Origin of the sequence: Fibrisoma montanum (genome assembly GCF_003583365.1) — a bacterium.
Classification (GTDB): domain Bacteria; phylum Bacteroidota; class Bacteroidia; order Cytophagales; family Spirosomataceae; genus Fibrisoma; species Fibrisoma montanum.
Genome location: NZ_QXED01000007.1, coordinates 209,875 through 227,921 on the forward strand (window position 1 = coordinate 209,875; position 18,047 = coordinate 227,921).

The following is an 18,047-nucleotide window of genomic DNA, read 5'->3' on the forward strand; positions in this document are numbered from 1 at the left end:
CCCATGCTAACGAACTACATAAAAATCGCCTGGAAGGTGCTGCTCCGGCATCCGTTCTACACCTTCATTACGCTCTTCGGCATCAGCCTGACCCTGACGGTGCTGATGGTGCTGACCTCGTTCATCGATCATCTGGTGGGCAGCCATTATCCCGAAAACAAGCGGGATCGCATCCTGTACGTACAGAAAGTAGCTCTTCGGGACTCACTCCGGCAATCGCAAACCGTCGGGCCGATGAGCCATGAGTTTACGCAACGCTACATTTCATCGTTGAAAACCCCCGAGAAAGTAGCTATTGCCACCCTGTTTGACTTTGCCAATGCGTACGTGAACGGCAAGCGAATTGAGCTCAAGCTCAAACACACGAACGCCGAATTCTGGGAAGTGACGGATTTTGACTTTCTGGAAGGAAAGCCGTACAACCAGGACAACCTGGCCAAAGGTGATAACGTAGCCGTCATCACCGATGACCTGAAGCGGCAGTACTTCGAGAACAGCGAGGAGCCGGTTGTGGGTAAACCCATCGAAATCGACAACCGGACATTCCGCGTGATCGGGGTTGTGCGCGGGGCTCCGGTAACACGGCCCATGACCGCCAGTGATGTGTACCTTCCCGTAACGGCCACCAACCGCGACGGCAAGAGCAAAGGCTATATGGGAAGCTACGCGGCTCTGATTCTGGCTCGTCAGAAATCGGACATGCCGGCTATCAAAGCCGAGTACGATCAGGCCATCAGCCGGATTCCCCTCCCCGGCGATTCAAACGGTTTCCACTTCGCCGTGATCGAGACAAGCGCCGATACGTACCTGGAAGCGTGGCTGCATACGTTTTTTCAACGCCCGGCCAGCAGCATCTTCTACTCCGTAGTTGCGTTGTTTATGCTGTTGTTCATGAGCCTGCCCGCCATCAACCTGGTCAACCTCAACGTAAGTCGCATCATGGAGCGGGCTTCGGAGATTGGCATCCGGAAGGCGTTCGGTGCGCCCGCCAAAACGCTGATCTGGCAGTTTATCATCGAAAACCTATTTATTACGTTCATCGGGGGGGCCATTGCCCTCGTGTTTTCGGTCATCATCATCAGCCTGATCAACAACAGCGGCTGGATTGCCAAGGCCGACCTCACCCTGAATCTGTCGGTCTTCGCCATCAGTTTGCTCGTGTGCCTTGTGTTCGGATTCCTGTCCGGCGTGGCTCCGGCCATGCGTATGGCTAAACTCAACATCGCCGATGCGTTGAAAAGTGCGTAGGGCGGGGGGCTTCGCGCGGGGATGGCAGGGTGCTACGCGCAGGGGAAGCAGGGACAGTACGTCTGACCCTGCCCCCCGCAACCCCTGCCACCCCCGCTATCCCTGCGCGCAGCACCCCTGCCCCAAGCCCCAACCCCCACGCAACTCATAAACCTTAACAACCCATGCTGACTCATTTATTCAAATTAATGTGGAATAAGAAGCGGACCCACACGCTGCTGATTGTGGAGATTATCGCTTCGTTTCTGGTTCTCTTCGGCGTAACCAGCCTGATCGTCTTTAACCTGCGCAACTACCAGGAGCCCATCGGTTTTGCTTATGAGAACGTCTGGACGCTCAACTTCAACGCCCGCGACCAGCCCGATTCAACCGTCGGGGAGGTTATGCAGCGGGTTAAAGAACGCATCCAGACGTATCCGCAGGTGGAATCGACCACGCTGTTCAGCAGCAACGCGCCGTACACCATGAACATGTCCAACGGCGACGTAACGAACGGCAATGCCCGGACCCTGTCCAACCAGTACCGGACAGACCTGGACATGGCGAAGACCCTGAACGTACCGGTGCTGGAAGGCCGCTGGTTCAATAAATCCGACGAGTCGGCGGATGTCCGGACGATGGTGATCAACACCCCGCTCAAAGAAGCCCTGTTTGGGGATGAGCCGGCCCTCGGAAAACAGATTACCTTCGGCGGTCCCGGCGACAAGCACAAGAAGGAAGATTACTTCACGATTGTGGGCGTCATCGGCAACTTCAAAACGCAGGGTGAATACATGACCAATGCACCGGGGCTGTTTCAGCTGAATAAAGGCGAAGCCCGCTCGTACACCCGAACGGCACTGATCAAGGTGAAGCCCGGCACCGACGCTTCGTTTGAAGCTCAACTGACCAAAGACCTCGGTATGCTGACGAAGGACTGGAACATCGAAGTGTCGTACATGGAAAACCAGCGGCAGTCAACGCATAACATCACACTCGTACCGGTCACCATCTTCCTGATCATCAGCGGCTTCCTGCTGATCAACGTAGCGCTCGGTTTATTCGGCGTCCTGAACGTCAGCATCACCAAGCGCCGGTCGGAGATTGGTTTACGCCGGGCTTTAGGTGCTACCGGCAACGGTATCTCGAAGCAGTTCGTCGGCGAAATCTGGGTACTTGCTACGTTTGGTCTGCTGATTGGCCTGCTCTTCGCCGTTCAGTTTCCGCTGATGAACGTATTTGACCTCAAGGCCGATGTGTACATTACGGCCATCGTCCTATCCGTTGTGGTTATCTACCTGATCGTTACGCTCTGCGCTGTGTTCCCCAGCCGCCAGGCCGCGGAGATCCAGCCGGCAGTGGCGTTGCATGAGGAGTGAAGTGGCAGGGGGTTTGGAGGTAGCAGGGATGGCGGGGGTTGCGGGGATGGCAGGGAGGTGCGAGGATGCAGCGCGCTGGGTGGCGGGGTCATATGCGAATTGATTGCTGGAAGTTATATATTTTGCGGCTTAAGTTTGCAAGGTCAATGAATAGGCGTTGTTTCTCGTTTTCGTCTATCTGATTACGACGTTGAACAACTACCAGAATATTGGCGCACTCGTAGCAGGACCGACGAGCATAGTTGAGAAACTGACGAAACTCATTGGCAGAAGCAGACCCAGATCCTTCTGCTATATTATTTGAAATACTCATGGCAGCACCACGAAGTTGCTCTGCAAACCGGTACAGACGTTTTGCTTCCAAAGTATCCGCAATGCTATACAACTCGTCGCCCACTTCGATGGATGTCTGCCAGATAGCCAAATCCTCAAACCGAAATAGTTTTTGATTCATGTTATTTTGTACAAGTTAATCGTTAGTCAGCAAGCTACACCAACTCAGCCATCCCTGCAACCCCAGCCACCCTTGCAACCCCAGCTATCCCAGCCACCCCTGCAACCCCAGCAACCCCAGCAACCCCAGCCACCCCTGCAACCCCAGCCACCCCTGCAACCCCAGCCCCAGCCCCTCCTCCCATGCTCCTGATCATCGACGACGACATAGCGGTTCAAACCTCGCTTTCGCTCCTGTTTCGGAAGGAGGGCTTTGCGGTGCGCGTTGCTGATGGTCCCTTTGAAACCCGCGAGGTGCTGGCCGACGAAACGCCCGAGCTGATCCTGCTGGACATGAACTTCTCGGTCGATACGTCCGGCAACGACGGCCTGCGGCTCCTGCGCGAAATCCGGGAGCGCGTACCCAACGTACCGGTCATTCTCATTACGGGCTGGGGTAGCATCGAACTCGCCGTCGAAGGGATGAAAGCCGGTGCCCGGGATTTTATTACGAAACCCTGGCAGAACGACCACCTCCTGCAATCGGCCCGAACGGCGCTGAACCTGGCCCAGACAAAACCAGCATCCCCCAACCGCCGACGGCTCGACCAGCAGTATCAGTTTGACCACATCGTCGGCGAAGATCCCAAGCTGCTCGACATCCTGGCTACGATCGGCCGTGTAGCCCCTACCGACGCTCCGGTGCTGATTACCGGCGAAAGCGGCACTGGTAAAGAGTTGATTGCCGAAGCCGTTCATCAGAACAGCCGCCGGAAACGCCAGCCGTTCGTTAAGGTCAACCTGGGCGGCATTTCGTCGACCCTCTTCGAGAGCGAGCTGTTCGGTCACGTACGAGGTGCGTTTACCGACGCTAAATCCGACCGGATCGGGCGGTTTGAACTGGCTAACAAAGGCAGCATCTTCCTGGATGAAATTGGTGATCTGGACGCGTCGAGTCAGGTAAAGCTCCTCCGCGTGCTGCAGGACCGGACGTTTGAGCCTCTGGGCAGCAGCAAAAGCAAAACCGTTGACGTACGGGTGATCTGCGCGACCAACCGGAACCTGGAAGAGATGGTTGCCCGGGGCACCTTCCGCGAGGACCTGTTCTACCGGATCAACCTCATTACGGTGAAGTTACCCGCCCTGCGCGAACGTCCTGGCGACATCCCGACGCTGGTCGAGTTCTTTGTCAACAACCTGAAAACGATCTACGGCCGCCCGGATCTGCGTGTCAATCCGGCCGCCCTGACCTGGCTGAAAAACCTGTCGCTGCCCGGCAACATCCGGCAACTGAAAAACATCGTCGAGCGGGCCGTCCTGCTTTCGATTAGTGATGAATTAGCGATTGCTGACTTTGAGAAACACCTTACTTCAGGCCCCACGCCCGCAGCCTTCAGCCCATTGCCTCCCGTAGGAACCATGACGCTGGAAGAAATGGAATACCAGATGATTCGCCGGGCCATGGAGTTCCACAACAACCGCGTAGCGAAGGTCGCCCGGGCGCTGGGCATCACGCGGTTCGCACTCTACCGGCGACTGGAGAAGTTTGACATTCCGTATACTACCGACGAATCCTGACCAGGATTAAGCTGAGTTTATGAGCTTCCGTACCCGCTTTTTACTGTACATTCTTGCCGTTCACGCGGTTATCATTTACCTGACCTTTCGGCTGCTGGAGGACAACAAAGCGCTGTTCATTGCAGCCGAGGTGCTGGTCCTGGTGTCGGCCGGTATCGCTGTTCAGCTGTACCGCGAGTTCCGCCGGCCATCCGACTTCATCGCTTCGGGTATTGAAGCCATCAAAGACAAAGATTTCACCATCAAGTTTGTGCCGACCGGCAACCTTGAGATCGATCAGCTGATTGACGTGTATAACCTGATGATCGACCAGTTACGGACCGAACGAACGAAACAAATGGAACAGCAATTTTTCCTCGAAAAGCTAATTGAAGCCGCCCCCATCGCCATTCTGATTTTCGACTTTGACGACCGTATCGCGATCATCAACCCCCGGGCCAGCCGGCTGCTGCAACTTTCCCTGCCCCAACTGGAACAGCGTACCTTAGCCGATATCGACCACCCGATTCTATCGTCGCTGGCCGGCCTTGAAGACGGAGAAGCCCGCACGATCAAGACCAACGGCATCGAGACGTACAAGATTCAGAAATCGTACCTCATGGACCGGGGTTTCCGGCGTTCGTTTCTGATGATTGAGGAACTGACGGGCGAGATTCTGGAGACGGAGAAGAAGGCATACGGCAAGGTAATCCGCATGATGGCGCACGAAGTCAACAACTCCATCGGGGCCGTAAACTCCATTCTGGACGTAACGCAGTCGACGATGGATCGCCCCGAAGAAGGCGACCTCAAACATGCGCTGCGGGTGGCCATCGACCGCAACAACCGGCTGAACTATTTCATGCGCCGGTTCGCCGATGTGGTCCGGCTGCCGCAGCCGAACAAACAGCCTGCCGATCTGAACGAACTGGCCCGCGACGTTACGCAGCTGATGCAGCCCCAGGCTGAAGCCCGGGGGGTTGCGTTGCAGTGCCTGCCCTACCGAACCCCTATTGTCCGGGCCATCGACACCGGACAGCTTGAACAGGTGCTGGTCAACGTTATCAAAAACGCCATCGAAGCGAGCCGCATGGGCCATGCGGTTGAGGTAGTGGTTGACGAATACGTACTGACCGTGCGCGACAACGGCGCGCCCATCCCCGACGAGACTGCCGCAAATCTGTTCAACCCGTTTTTCAGCACCAAACCCGATGGTCAGGGCATCGGTTTGACACTGACCCGCGACATACTGGTTAATCACGGATTTCCGTTTTCACTGAAAACGAACGCTGAAGGCTGGACCGAGTTTACGATTATTCACCAGACCTCCTGATTTTGCTTATCAGGAAATTAGTAAGTTTAACGTGAATTATCGATACATGCCAGCTTAATCCAGGACAGCTGACACGTTGTTCCATTTTTGTCATCCCGACGTAAGGAGGGATCTTAGGGTGAGGCTCTGTTTGCTTCCGTTTACCAAAGATCCCTCCTGCCGTCGGGATGACAAAAATGGGCTTAGATGGATCAAATGCCTGGCCCTAATTCACGTTAAGTTTATTCCAGCAAACCCGAATTATCCATGAAACCGTTGACTTCCCTCCTGCTATTGGCGGTCTGCCTGACAACGACGGGCTACACCCTGGCTCAACCGTCGACTGAACAGCTTCAAAGCCGAACTACGTTCAGGCGCATCGACAACCCGGCCAAACCATCTGCCGACGACCTTCAGGCCTACGCCGGAACGTACAGCTTTCCGAGCGGGGGCCAGCTTCAGAAGTTTACCATCACCGTTAAAGACGGCGAACTGTATGGCGAAGCCGACAGCTACGGCAGCAACAAACTCCTGAAACAGGCAGAACCCGATACGTATAAGTCGACCAGTTCGTATGGGTCCATCATTGTGTTTAACCGGGATGCAACGTCGAAGGCTGTAACCAGTCTGTTGATTAAACTGATGGGGCAGGAAGCCACGGCAACCAAAGATAAACCCTGACCGGCGACGGGTTTGTGTTTCCCTCGTTACGGCAAGTCACGACTCAGTAATCAATCGGACTTTTCCCGATTCATTACGCACCAACTAGGTTCCATGAAAAAGGCGGCCCGGACTAGTCCGGGCCGCCTGTATGTTGTAAGCCGTTGGTCGGCTTATATCTTCACCTCCATTTCTTCCGGCTTTCGGGAATCGCCCGTCGGACGGCCGTCGGGTTGCGGCAGCGGACGCTGCTCCACATCTTTCCGGCGGCTCATGTACGTGTAAATAACCGGTACGACGTAGAGGGTCAGGACCAGCGAGAACAACAGCCCGCCCACGATCACGATACCCAGCGGAATCCGGCTCTTTGCCGCAGAACCTAGGGCAAGTGCCAGCGGAAGCGCCCCAAACGCAGCCACGAGCGTCGTCATCAGAATAGGCCGTAAGCGCATGGCTGCCGACTCCAGCGCAGCTTCCATCTTGTTCTTACCTTCCAGTCGCTGTTCATTGGCAAACTCCACGATCAGGATACCGTTTTTCGTCACCAGTCCCACCAGCATGATGATACCGATCTGGCTGAAAATGTTCAGCGTCTGACCAAACAGCCACAGCGACAATACCGCACCAGCCATGGCCAGCGGTACCGTCATCATGATGATAAACGGATCGACGAACGAATCGAACTGAGCCGCCAGAATCAGGTACACCAGAATCAGAGCCAGACCAAAGGCGAACAGGGTGTTCGACGAACTTTCGGCGTAGTCGCGTGAAGAACCCGACAGAGCCGTCTGGAACGTATCATCGAGTGTGCGGGCGGCAATGGCATTCATGGCAGCAACGCCGTCGCCGATTGTCTTACCCGGCGACAGACTGGCCGATACGGTCGCCGACTTAAACCGGTTATAGTGATAAACCTGCGGAGGGCTACTCACCTCTTCAAACTTCACCAGGTTATCCAGCTGGATTAACTGACCCGAACTGCTGCGGATGTAGAACGACCCCAGATCGACGGGTTCGTCGCGATCAGCCCGGTCTACCTGACCGATCACCTGATACTGCTTCCCGTTCATCAGGAAGTAAGCCAGTCGCCGGTTACTGAGCGCCAGCTGCAGCGTCTGCGCTACGTCCTGCACCGAAATTCCCAGGCTGGTTGCTTTTTCGCGGTCTATACTGATGTTCAGTTCCGGCTTATTGAATTTGAGGTCAACGTCGGAGTTCTGGAACGTCGGGTCTTTCTGTACCTCTTCGAGGAATATCGGTAGTTTCTCCCGGAGCTTTTCGAAGTTCAGGTTCTGAATCACAAACTGCACCGGCAGACCACCCCCACGGCGACCAACCTGAATGGTTTCTTCCTGGGTCGGGAACATCCGGGCTTCGCTGAACCGGCGCAGCCCTCTGGTCAGAAAGTCGACAATGTCCTGCTGTGATCGTTCCCGTTGAGAAGGCTCAACCAGGTTTACGATGACGAAACTGGAGTTAACGGCCCCGGCGCCCGAAAACCCTGGAGCCACGACACTAAACGTCAGTTGGCTCTCCGGTATGGAATCCAGCACGAACTGGCTGACCCGGTCGGTAATGTTGGCCGTTGATTCAAAACTTGTTCCTTCCGGGGCCGTAATCGGAATCCGGACCCGGCCACGGTCTTCGAGCGGAGCCAGCTCCGACTTCAGCGTCGAACCTAATCCGAAGATGATAATCAGACAGCCGACAATCATTCCAAACGCCCACCGGCGCTTGCGCATAAACCGCTCCAGCGAGTTGCGGTACGACCGGTCGAGCCATTGGAAGAATGGCTCCGTTTTTCGGTAAAACCACGATCCCCGGCCGTGATCCTTGCTGGTCAGTTTCACGCTCAGCACCGGCGTCAGGGTCAGGGACACGAACGCCGAAATCAACACGGCCCCGGCCACCACAATCCCAAACTCCCGGAACAACCGGCCAACGAAGCCCTGCAGGAAGATGATCGGCAGGAACACGATCGCGAGCGTAATGGACGTTGCCAGAACGGCGAAGAAAATCTCATTCGAGCCTTCCCGGGCCGCCTGCTTCGTATCCATCCCCTGCTCGATCTTCTTGAAGATGTTCTCCGTCACCACGATACCATCGTCCACCACCAGACCCGTTGCCAGCACGATCCCGAGCAAGGTCAGGACGTTGATACTGAAGTCGGCGATGTACATAATGAAAAACGCCCCGATCAGCGACACGGGAATGTCGATCAGCGGTCGGAAGGCAATCAGCCAGTCGCGGAAGAACAGGTAAATGACCAGTACAACCAGCACGAACGAGATGATGAGCGTTTCGCCTACCTCTTCGATAGCGCGCCGGATGAACGTACTCCGGTCAATACCGACCGTCACGATAATGTCTTCCGGCAGGTCTTTTTTGAGCTGGTCGAACCGTTTGTAAAACTCGTCGGCAATGGTAACGTAGTTGGCACCCGGCTGCGGAATCAGAACCAGAATAACGCCCTGGGCTCCGTTCTGCTTTGACTGCGTCTCTTCGTTTTCGGCACCCAGTTCGGCCCGCCCAATGTCCTTGAAGCGAACAATCTGGTCGTTGGTCTGCCGAAGAATCAGGTTATTGAAATCCGCTTCGGAAAGCAGTCGTCCAACCGCTTTCACGGTTAATTCAGTAGCATTTCCGTAAACTTTCCCCCCCGGCAACTCGACGTTCTGAGCCGTCAGCGCGTTCTGGATGTCCTGGGTCGTCAGGCGGTAGGCCGACAGTTTGATCGGGTCAATCCAGAGCCGCATAGCCTGGCGCTTCAGGCCGTAGATGGTGGCCTGGCTGACGCCGGGAATGGTCTGGAGCCGCTCCTGCAGAACGTTCTCGGCGTAGTCCGACAACTGCGTCGGGTTGCGCGTCGTACTCTGCACCGTCATGAAAATAATCGGGTCCGAGTTGGCGTCGGCTTTAGTCACCACCGGGGGCGCGTCGATGTCCTGGGGTAACTGGCGCTGCGCCTGCGATACCTTATCGCGCACGTCGTTGGCTGCCCGTTCCAGATCCGCACCCAGTTCAAACTCAACCGTGATCGTACTGGCACCCAGCGCACTGTTCGACGAGATCGTCCGGATGCCTTCGATGCTGTTCAGCGACTTCTCGATGGGCTCCGTAATCTGCGACTCCACAATGTCGGGGTTCGCACCGGTGTAGTTTGTGCGCACCGTAATAATCGGCGGGTCAATGGCCGGGTATTCCCGAACGCCGAGGAACGTAAAGCCAATAATGCCGAACAGCACAATGATGATCGACATCACCATGGCCAGCACGGGGCGGTTAAGGCTCAATTCGGGGAGACTCATACAATGTCTTTGTGTTTACGATTATCGGTTAACAGTTTTAGTTTACAATAATCATATTTAGGTAATTATGATCTGGCCGGAGTCGCTCAACGCAACGTCTAGCGGCTTGCCACTTTGTTCGGGTTGGCCCCAGCATTGGTATTTGATCCCGACAGGGTTATGACCCTGGCGACTTTCACGGGGGAATCCTGCTTCAAAAACAACAGACCGGTGGTAGCCACCGTGTCGCCGGCCTGAACGCCCGACAGAATCTGGATGGCGCTGGCCGTCCGAAGGCCCGTGGTTACGTCGCGAAACTCGGCTTTTCCGTTCTTGATAACAATGACCTGGCGGGTGCGCGTTTGTGGAATAACGGCCTGCGTCGGAACGACCAGACTCCGTTCATTCTGAATAACGAGCGTTACCCGGGCAAACGTTCCAGGGCGCAGCTGCGCCGACGCATTATTTACGCGCGCCCGAATCCGCAGGTTACGGGTCTCCTGTTCAACCCCCGGCTCAATGGCGTAGACGGACCCCTGCCCCGGCTGGTTGGCTCCATCGACCTGAAACGAAACGGAACTCCCCGGACGAACCGCCGAGCCGTACCGTTCGGGAATTGAAAAATCAAGTTTCAGGGAAGAAATCTGTTGCAGACGGGCAATGAGCGTATTGGGCGATACGAAGGCGCCCTGGCTGACGTTTCGCAGGCCAATCACGCCCGAGAACGGCGCCCGGATTTCGGTACGCTGCAGGTTAGCCTTCACCAGATCAATATCGGCCTGGGTACTCCGCAGATTCGTCGTGACGATATCATACTCCTGCTGGCTGATGCCCCCCCGATCCAGCAGTTGCTTGTTCCGTTCTTCGGTTCGGCGGGCGTTTTCTTCCTGAGCCCGCAGCTTTTCCAGCTGCGCCCGCAGGTCGGCATCGAACAATTTGACCAGCAGCGCCCCTTTGGCTACGGGCTGGCCTTCCCGGATATTCAGTTGCGTGATGCGCGCCGAGATTTCGGGGTAAATATCGACCTGTTCGTTAGGCAGCAGCGAGCCGCTGGATACGACCTCTTCTTTCAAACGCTGAGCCACGACGACAAACCCGTTCACACTCGTCGGGCCGCCACCGCCCCGACCAGCTCCACGGCCGCCGGATGCCGCAGCACCACCGGCTTTGTTGCCGCCGGCCGCAGCCGATTCGGCCGGGCCTTCGCCTGTGCGGGCGCCCGGACGGAAATACTTATTGTACACAAAAATCCCGCCGACTACTATCGCGACGAGGCCGACTGCAATCCATCTTTTCACGGTATGCGTTTTAAAACGTCAACTTGTTTTTTAACGGGGTAAATCTGTCTTTTGTTATCGAACACCACGGATTATGACGGTCGACGATTACATAGTTAACCAACTTCCTGCCTGTCAGGTGCTGCTTCGACGACTACGTCAGTTGATTCTGAACGCAGCGCCGGGCGTCACCGAGAAAATAAGCTGGAACGTGCCTTTTTATACCTATCGAAATCAATATGTCTGCTATTTTAACGTACTGCGCAACGGCGAATCCATTGATGTGGCCTTCCTGCGGGGTACCGAACTGCCCGACGAAGCCGGACGACTCGACGACCGCGGCCGGAAAACCATCAAGTCACTCGTGGTCCGTTCACTGACCGATGCCGACGAAGACCTCTTTCTGACGTATCTGCACGAAGCCTTGCTGCTGAATGAAACGCAGCCACAAAAGCCCGTTACGTCCCGTAAAAAGCGAACTTAATAGTTTAACCGCATTTATGCGACTGCATACATCGGTAAAAGCTGGCATTTTCAATCTTTTCCCGGTATAATCTAAAATTGATCTATCACGATGACGGACCGTCGATCTTTTCTGAAGCAAGCCACCGGCGCGTTGGCGGGTATGGCTGCGTTACCTGCGGTTTTTGCTGAACCGACCGCAAAAAAAATGTTTTTCGATATTTCGCTGGCCGAGTGGTCGCTGCACAAATCCATCCGGGCGGGCAAGCTGACCAACCTCGACTTCCCGGCGGTTGCAAAAAATGAATTCGGCATCAGCATTGTCGAATACGTCAATCAGTTTTTCATGGACAAAGCGCAGGACAAAGCGTACCTGAACGATCTCCTCAAACGCTGCAAAGACAACGGGGTTACGAATCACCTCATCATGATCGACGGCGAAGGCGGGCTGGCCGAAACGGATGCCGCCAAGCGCAACGAAGCCGTGGAGAAACACAAAAAGTGGGTGGAGTGTGCCAAATACCTCGGCTGCAAAACCATCCGGGTAAACTCGTTCGGACGTGGCTCTGCCGAAGACGTAGCCAAAGCCGCCGTTGAAGGCCTGGGTAAACTGGGTGAATTCGCCAAGCCGATGAACATCAACATAATCGTTGAAAATCACGGAGGATACTCGTCCAACGGCCAGTGGCTGTCGGGGGTTATGAAGCAGGTAAATATGAAAAACGTCGGTACCCTGCCCGACTTTGGTAATTTCTGCGTCAAACGCAGCGAAGGTACCGAGTGGGGTGGCAAGTGCGTCGAGGAATATGACCGCTACAAAGGCGTAGCGGAGATGATGCCGTTTGCCAAGGGCGTCAGCGCTAAAACGCACGAGTTTGACGCCAGCGGCAACTGCGTTGAAACCGACTATAACCGCATCCTGAAAATTGTTAAAGACAGCGGCTTCCGGGGTATCGCCGGTATTGAATACGAAGGCGAAAAACTGGATGAATACGAGGGCATCAAAAAAACAAAGGCGCTGCTGGAACGCGTCGGCCCCCTCGTATAACCTACCTTTGCCGTAGCCGTTCTGATTGGAACGGCTACGGCCTGATTCACGAAACTTTTGACCAATCGTATGCAAGCTACAGAGCGCTCACTTGGGGTTAATTTCATTGGTACCGACGAGGTGCCGGGTGAAGGGGATGTTTTTTTCGCCTATGCCCCGGCGCAGGACGACCGACTATCCGACGAATTTACGAACGTATCGACCGCCCAGGCCGATCAGGCCGTGCAGAAGGCGGCCGATGCGTTTGCTACGTATGCCAAACTGACACCAACCGAACGGGCTGGTTTTCTGGAAGCCATCGCCGACGAAATCGAGGCTCTTGGCGACGAGCTGATCGAGCGGGCCGTTCTGGAAAGTGGCCTGCCCACGGGACGGATTACCGGCGAGCGGGGCCGCACGACGGGCCAGCTCCGGCTGTTTGCCCGGCTCGTGCGCGAAGGATCGTGGGTCGACGCCCGCATCAACCCGGCCCTGCCCGACCGCCAGCCCCTGCCCCGCCCCGATATTCGCCGGATGCTGGTCGCGCTCGGCCCGGTGGTTGTGTTCGGTGCCAGTAATTTCCCGCTGGCTTTTTCCGTAGGTGGTGGCGATACGGCCTCGGCGCTCGCGGCCGGCTGCCCGGTGATCGTGAAAGCGCACCCGTCGCACCCCGGTACGTCGTCGCTGGTGGGTCGTGCTATCGTAACGGCCGCGCAGAAAACCGGTATGCCGGAAGGCGTTTTCTCCCTGCTGCACGCCGATAATGAAGTAGCACAGAGTCTGGTGGCCCATCCGGCCGTGAAAGCGGTTGGGTTTACCGGTTCACGGGGGGGCGGTCTGGCCCTGCTCAGGGTAGCGCAGTCGCGACCGGAACCCATTCCGGTCTATGCCGAGATGAGCGCGGTAAACCCGGTGGTTGTTTTTCCGGGGGCCATCCGCGAAAACGCCGAAAAAGTAGCCAAAGGGCTGGCGGCTTCCGTTACGCTGGGCGTTGGGCAGTTCTGCACCAACCCGGGGCTGGTATTTCTGCTCGATTCTCCGCAGACGGAGTCGTTTATGGAAACGGTTGCGCAGGAAGTCCGCGCTACGGCACCGGCCACCATGCTGAACAGCCGCATCCGGCAGGCGTACGAAAAAAGCATTCAGCAACTGCACGTATTGCCCGGGGTGCATCTGGTGGCCGAAGGCGAGGTTCCGGCCGAAGCCAGCCGCACGGAAGGCCGTCCGGCCCTGCTCAGTACGACCGCCCCGTTGTTTCTGAGCAACGAAGCCTTGGCCGAAGAGGTGTTCGGTCCGAGTTCGCTGGTTATCGTCTGCAGCACGGAAGCGGAACTGGCCGACTGCCTGAACTCGCTGGAAGGCCAGCTGACGGCGACGCTCTACGCAACGGCCGACGAACTACAGCAATCGGCGTTTGACTGGGTAACGCTGCTTCAGGAAAAAGCCGGCCGGGTACTGTTCGGCGGCTTCCCCACCGGCGTTGAGGTCTGCGAAGCCATGACGCACGGCGGACCGTTCCCGGCCACTACCGACAGCCGTACTACCTCGGTCGGCACGGCGGCTATTCTGCGGTTTGTTCGGCCCGTATCGTACCAGAGTTTTCCAGATGCGCTGCTGCCCGCGGCCTTGCAGAACGCTAACCCACTCGGCATCTGGCGGAATGTGGATGGGGAGCTGACGAAGAAGAGTCTATAATTATCACAAACCCCTGAAGGACGGTCGACCGTCCTTCAGGGGTTTGGGGTAGTTTTCACAAAAAAAGCTTTGGTATTGGGTGTTAGCCCGCCACCAAAGCCTGGTTAAACAGAGAGGAAGGTACGAAAAGTATTACATACTATCGGGGTTCATTGCCAAACTTCTCATCCCGGCCCGACGTATCCGGCTGTCCCGTCAGGGCGCCCTTGGCCATTTCAAACAACTGCATCATTTTACCCCCCGGCCGGTCCCAGTATTCGCCCGAATGCGTCGTCACTTTGAGCAACGTAATGTTCGGGTCGTTTTTACCGTTCGGGAACCAGGTCTTCAGCACATCGTTCCACAACGCATCAATCTTCCGCTGATCGTCGACTACCTCCGCATTGCCCGAAATAGCTACGTAGGTTTCGGCCCCTGTATCCACAAACCCCAGACTCACCCGATCATTTTCCTGAATTTCACGTACTTTGTTCGAATCCTTGTAGGTAAAAAACCACATCGTGCCGTCTTCATCCACCCCGTGCGTTGCCATCGGCCGGCTATGAAATTCGCCATCCTCGCGCTGTGTCGTCAGCATGGCCGTCCGAATGTCCTTAATTTCCTCCTTTAGCTTGTGAAGCTCCAGAGGCTGCAACGTTTGTGTTTGCATAAGTGCTGTTGATTGTGTGCATATTCTTAACTATATATCTTTAGTAGGGTTTTGTCAGTTTGATTAACAATTCTGAAACTGAGGCAATGGCCCAACAGATCGCAACCCAAGTTTACAGAAACCGAACTCCTGTTCAGAAACACTACGTTCAACAGCGATTAGTCAACCAAGAAAGAGGCCTTTCGGGGATGGAAACAGTTGAAAGCATCCGGCCTGTACGGTCAGGTATTGAGAACCTGACCGTACAGGCCGAATAGATCAGTTCGGGACGTTACAGCCGCTCTACTTCGAATCGCAATTCATCGACCAGTTGTTTCAGCCGGTCGGTATTGGGGGCGGGCAGGGGTAGTTGCTGGCTCACGAAGGCCTTCACCTCCCAGACTTCCAGCACATCTTTCAGGGCAATTTCGCGGCTGGGTACACTGGCTTTATCGGCCGTCAGCAACAGGGTGCCTTTCACCTTCACCTGACTGAATACCCGGCGGCAATGCAGCTCCGGCCGGGTGCCCTGAATGAGAAGCACGTAAAGCCGACCGTCGACAATATCGAACCAGTTGCGAACAAACTGCCCCACGAGCAAAGCGCCGGGATAGGCAAAATCGGCATCCGCTTCAAAAGCGCGGTACTGGCCTTCGGGTAGGGTCGGCAAATGCATCACGGGCAGTTGACCCACAAAATCAGTCTGCTGATACCGCTGGGTGTAATCGCCGAACGCCGACAGCATTACAACCGGAATGTTCGCCTGGGCGGTCTGTGAACCGGCGCTGGATCGGGGCGCTGCGTTTCCGTCAAAGACGTTGTTGAAACTCAGCGAATCCGGTGCTGCATACGCCGGGCGGGTTGTAGCCGGACCAGAGGCAGACGTACCGAAGAGCCGATCGACGGGGGCATGACCGGGTGCGTTGGCCTGCACGCGCCGGAACGTCATCGGCTGGGCCAGCAACCGGATTCCGGTGGTCCGCCGGGGAGCCGGTGGGGTAAACGGAACCGTAGCGGGCGATGTCGGCCGGTTTTCTGTTGGCCGGACCGGGGGCGTAATGACCGGCGGCACCAGTGGCAACGTAGCCCGTTCGGGTGGGCGGTTCTCCTCCGGTGCCCGGTAGTACTTGTTCAGCAGGTTCGACAGCGGCTGCGGCTCAGGGCCCGGAACGGGTTCCGGCTGCGCGAACATATCCGACAGATCGGGGTGGATACCGGCCTGCTCCGTTGATTTTTCGTAGCGGGGTTCCGACGACCGGGCGGGCTGGCCGAGGGGGATGCTCAGGTTGGGCGTCTCGCGAAGTTTCCGTAAATCCTGCCGGGTCAGTAACTCAACCGTCGTGTTAAACGCCTTGGCGATGGCCTGCATGTTTTGCTGGTTCGGATTGGCGCGGGCTTCTTCGTAAGCCCCTAACAACGAGCGTTTGATGTTTATTTTCCTGGCAAACTGTTCCTGCGTTAGCCCATTGAGTTTGCGCAGGTATCGGATATTTTCACTGACGAGCGACATCCGGTCGGGGTTAATTGTAAATTTTAGCTAAGATATGCGTTTCCGGTTTTAAATGCCAACCGTAACAAACAGACCCATTCGTTTGTATTTTTAATGTATTGATTTGCAGGAAACTCACTCCAGCCTACCGAACCTATGATTACGCTGCCTACTGAAACCGAGCTCCGCCATACGTTGCGGGCTCTCTTTGATACCCAGCGCCGACACGCCCCCCAGCAGGCTCTGACCACCGCCGACCAGCGCATCGAGCGCATCCGGCGGGTTCAGCGGTGGATTACCGACCACGAAGCCGATATCCAGAAGGCCATGTACGACGACTTCCGGAAACCGGCGGTCGAGGTATCGCTGGCGGAACTGTATGCCGTACTCAGCGAAATCAAATACACGGCCAAACACCTGAAGCAGTGGATGAAACCGCAGCGCGTACCCACGCCCGTCAGCCTGATTGGTACCAAAAGCCACATCCGGCACGAGCCGAAAGGCAACGTACTGATCCTGGCGCCGTGGAACTACCCGTTCTCGCTGATTGTCCGCCCGCTGGTATCGGCTATCGCGGCCGGGAACGTCGCCATGCTGAAGCCGTCGGAGATGACACCCCACACGGCCGCGTTGCTGCACCGCATGATCGACGAGTTGTTCCCGCCCGAGGAGGTCGCCCTGGTTGAAGGCGACGCCGGTGTAGCGCAGGCGCTGCTCGACCTGCCGTTCAACCACATCTTTTTTACGGGGAGTCCGGCCGTTGGGCGGATTGTGATGGCGGCTGCGGCTAACCATCTGGCATCGGTCACGCTCGAACTCGGCGGCAAATCGCCCGCCATCGTCGACGAAACAGCCGACCTTAGTCAGGCAGCCGGACAACTGGCCTGGGGCAAATACATCAACAACGGCCAGACCTGCATCGCCCCGGATTATCTGCTGGTGCATCAGTCGGTGAAAGAGCCGTTCATGAACGCATTCCGGCAAACCGTAGAGACGATGTACCGCCCGAACGGCCAGCCCGCCGACGCATCGGACAGTTACGCCCGGATCGTTAACCGCAGGCATTTTCAGCGCATCCGCGACTTGCTGGATGAAGCCGTCCAGAAAGGTGCGACCGTAACGATTGGCGGCCGGATGAACGAAGCCGACAATTTCATCGAGCCTACCGTAGTCGAAGGCGTATCGGACGACATGCGCATCATGCAGGAAGAGATTTTTGGTCCGGTGCTGCCCGTGCTGACGTACACAAATCTGGACGATGCGCTGCGGGTGGTCAATACCCGCGAAAAACCCCTGGCCTTGTATATACACAGCCGCAGTCGACGGAACATCCAGTACGTACTGGACCGGACCTCGGCCGGCGATACGGTCGTCAACGAAACGATGCTTCAGTTCGGGAACGTAGAGCTACCGTTCGGTGGCGTCAACAACAGCGGGCTGGGCAAGTCGAACGGCTTCTTCAGCTTCCAGGAGTTTTCGAACCAGCGGGGCGTGATGGTACGTGAATTCGGGACCATGAAATTCCTGTATCCACCCTACACCGACAAGGTCAGGAAGCTGATCGGCTGGCTGACGAAGTACGTGTAGCTTTTCACCAGTAGCCCCAGAGGTACTG

14 protein-coding genes are annotated in these 18,047 nt (G+C 56.4%); 9 read left to right on the forward strand and 5 right to left on the reverse strand.

All coding sequences use genetic code 11. From position 1 onward, the window contains the following. Positions 1-3 precede the first annotated feature (3 nt). Positions 4-1,248 (forward strand): ABC transporter permease, encoded by a 1,245-nt coding sequence (locus DYU11_RS23410; RefSeq protein ID WP_119670155.1) that lies wholly within the window; start codon positions 4-6, stop codon positions 1,246-1,248. A 164-nt stretch (positions 1,249-1,412) separates the two neighbouring features. After that, positions 1,413-2,606: an ABC transporter permease gene (locus tag DYU11_RS23415; RefSeq protein WP_119670156.1), complete on the forward strand. Its 1,194-nt coding sequence runs from the start codon at positions 1,413-1,415 to the stop codon at positions 2,604-2,606. 88 nt (positions 2,607-2,694) lie between these two features. Here DYU11_RS23415 and DYU11_RS23420 read toward each other — a convergent pair whose 3' ends face one another. Beyond that, positions 2,695-3,060, reverse strand: a complete 366-nt coding sequence (locus DYU11_RS23420) for a four helix bundle protein (RefSeq protein WP_119670157.1) — start codon at positions 3,058-3,060, stop codon at positions 2,695-2,697. 182 nt (positions 3,061-3,242) lie between these two features. Between DYU11_RS23420 and DYU11_RS23430 the strand changes: the two genes are divergently transcribed. From DYU11_RS23430 to DYU11_RS23440, 3 genes are all read left to right on the forward strand, one after another. Beyond that, positions 3,243-4,616: a sigma-54-dependent transcriptional regulator gene (locus DYU11_RS23430; RefSeq protein ID WP_119670158.1), complete on the forward strand. Its 1,374-nt coding sequence runs from the start codon at positions 3,243-3,245 to the stop codon at positions 4,614-4,616. A 19-nt stretch (positions 4,617-4,635) separates the two neighbouring features. Continuing rightward, positions 4,636-5,928, forward strand: a complete 1,293-nt coding sequence (locus tag DYU11_RS23435) for a sensor histidine kinase (protein WP_119670159.1) — start codon at positions 4,636-4,638, stop codon at positions 5,926-5,928. A 246-nt stretch (positions 5,929-6,174) separates the two neighbouring features. Next, positions 6,175-6,588 (forward strand): DUF3471 domain-containing protein, encoded by a 414-nt coding sequence (locus DYU11_RS23440; protein WP_119670160.1) that lies wholly within the window; start codon positions 6,175-6,177, stop codon positions 6,586-6,588. Positions 6,589-6,740: 152 nt separating this feature from the next. Here the strand turns inward: DYU11_RS23440 and DYU11_RS23445 are convergent, their stop codons facing one another. Both DYU11_RS23445 and DYU11_RS23450 read right to left on the reverse strand, forming a co-directional pair. Further along, entirely contained in the window at positions 6,741-9,875 is a 3,135-nt protein-coding gene (locus DYU11_RS23445; protein WP_119670161.1) for an efflux RND transporter permease subunit, read from the reverse strand. A 98-nt stretch (positions 9,876-9,973) separates the two neighbouring features. After that, complete coding sequence (locus tag DYU11_RS23450; RefSeq protein WP_119670162.1) at positions 9,974-11,152, reverse strand: efflux RND transporter periplasmic adaptor subunit; 1,179 nt, start codon at positions 11,150-11,152, stop codon at positions 9,974-9,976. Positions 11,153-11,225: 73 nt separating this feature from the next. On the opposite strand from DYU11_RS23450, the gene DYU11_RS23455 reads away from it, so the two are divergent. The 3 genes from DYU11_RS23455 (at position 11,226) to DYU11_RS23465 (ending at position 14,315) form a co-directional block, all read left to right on the forward strand. After that, on the forward strand, positions 11,226-11,615 hold the full coding sequence (locus DYU11_RS23455; RefSeq protein ID WP_119670163.1) for a DUF1801 domain-containing protein: 390 nt from the start codon (positions 11,226-11,228) through the stop codon (positions 11,613-11,615). Positions 11,616-11,705: 90 nt separating this feature from the next. Further along, positions 11,706-12,641 carry a TIM barrel protein gene (locus tag DYU11_RS23460; RefSeq protein WP_119670164.1) on the forward strand — a complete coding sequence of 312 codons (936 nt, stop codon included), beginning with the start codon at positions 11,706-11,708 and terminating at the stop codon, positions 12,639-12,641. A gap of 69 nt (positions 12,642-12,710) precedes the next feature. Further along, entirely contained in the window at positions 12,711-14,315 is a 1,605-nt protein-coding gene (locus tag DYU11_RS23465) for an aldehyde dehydrogenase (NADP(+)) (protein ID WP_119670165.1), read from the forward strand. A gap of 139 nt (positions 14,316-14,454) precedes the next feature. On the opposite strand, the gene DYU11_RS23470 is transcribed toward DYU11_RS23465, so the two are convergent. Then, on the reverse strand, positions 14,455-14,964 hold the full coding sequence (locus tag DYU11_RS23470; protein ID WP_119670166.1) for a pyridoxamine 5'-phosphate oxidase family protein: 510 nt from the start codon (positions 14,962-14,964) through the stop codon (positions 14,455-14,457). Positions 14,965-15,235: 271 nt separating this feature from the next. Next, positions 15,236-16,453, reverse strand: a complete 1,218-nt coding sequence (locus tag DYU11_RS23475) for a helix-turn-helix domain-containing protein (protein WP_119670167.1) — start codon at positions 16,451-16,453, stop codon at positions 15,236-15,238. Between the two features lie 135 nt (positions 16,454-16,588). Here DYU11_RS23475 and DYU11_RS23480 point away from each other — a divergent pair, with 135 nt between their 5' ends. Then, on the forward strand, positions 16,589-18,019 hold the full coding sequence (locus DYU11_RS23480; RefSeq protein WP_119670168.1) for an aldehyde dehydrogenase family protein: 1,431 nt from the start codon (positions 16,589-16,591) through the stop codon (positions 18,017-18,019). The last annotated feature ends 28 nt before the right edge of the window (positions 18,020-18,047 follow it).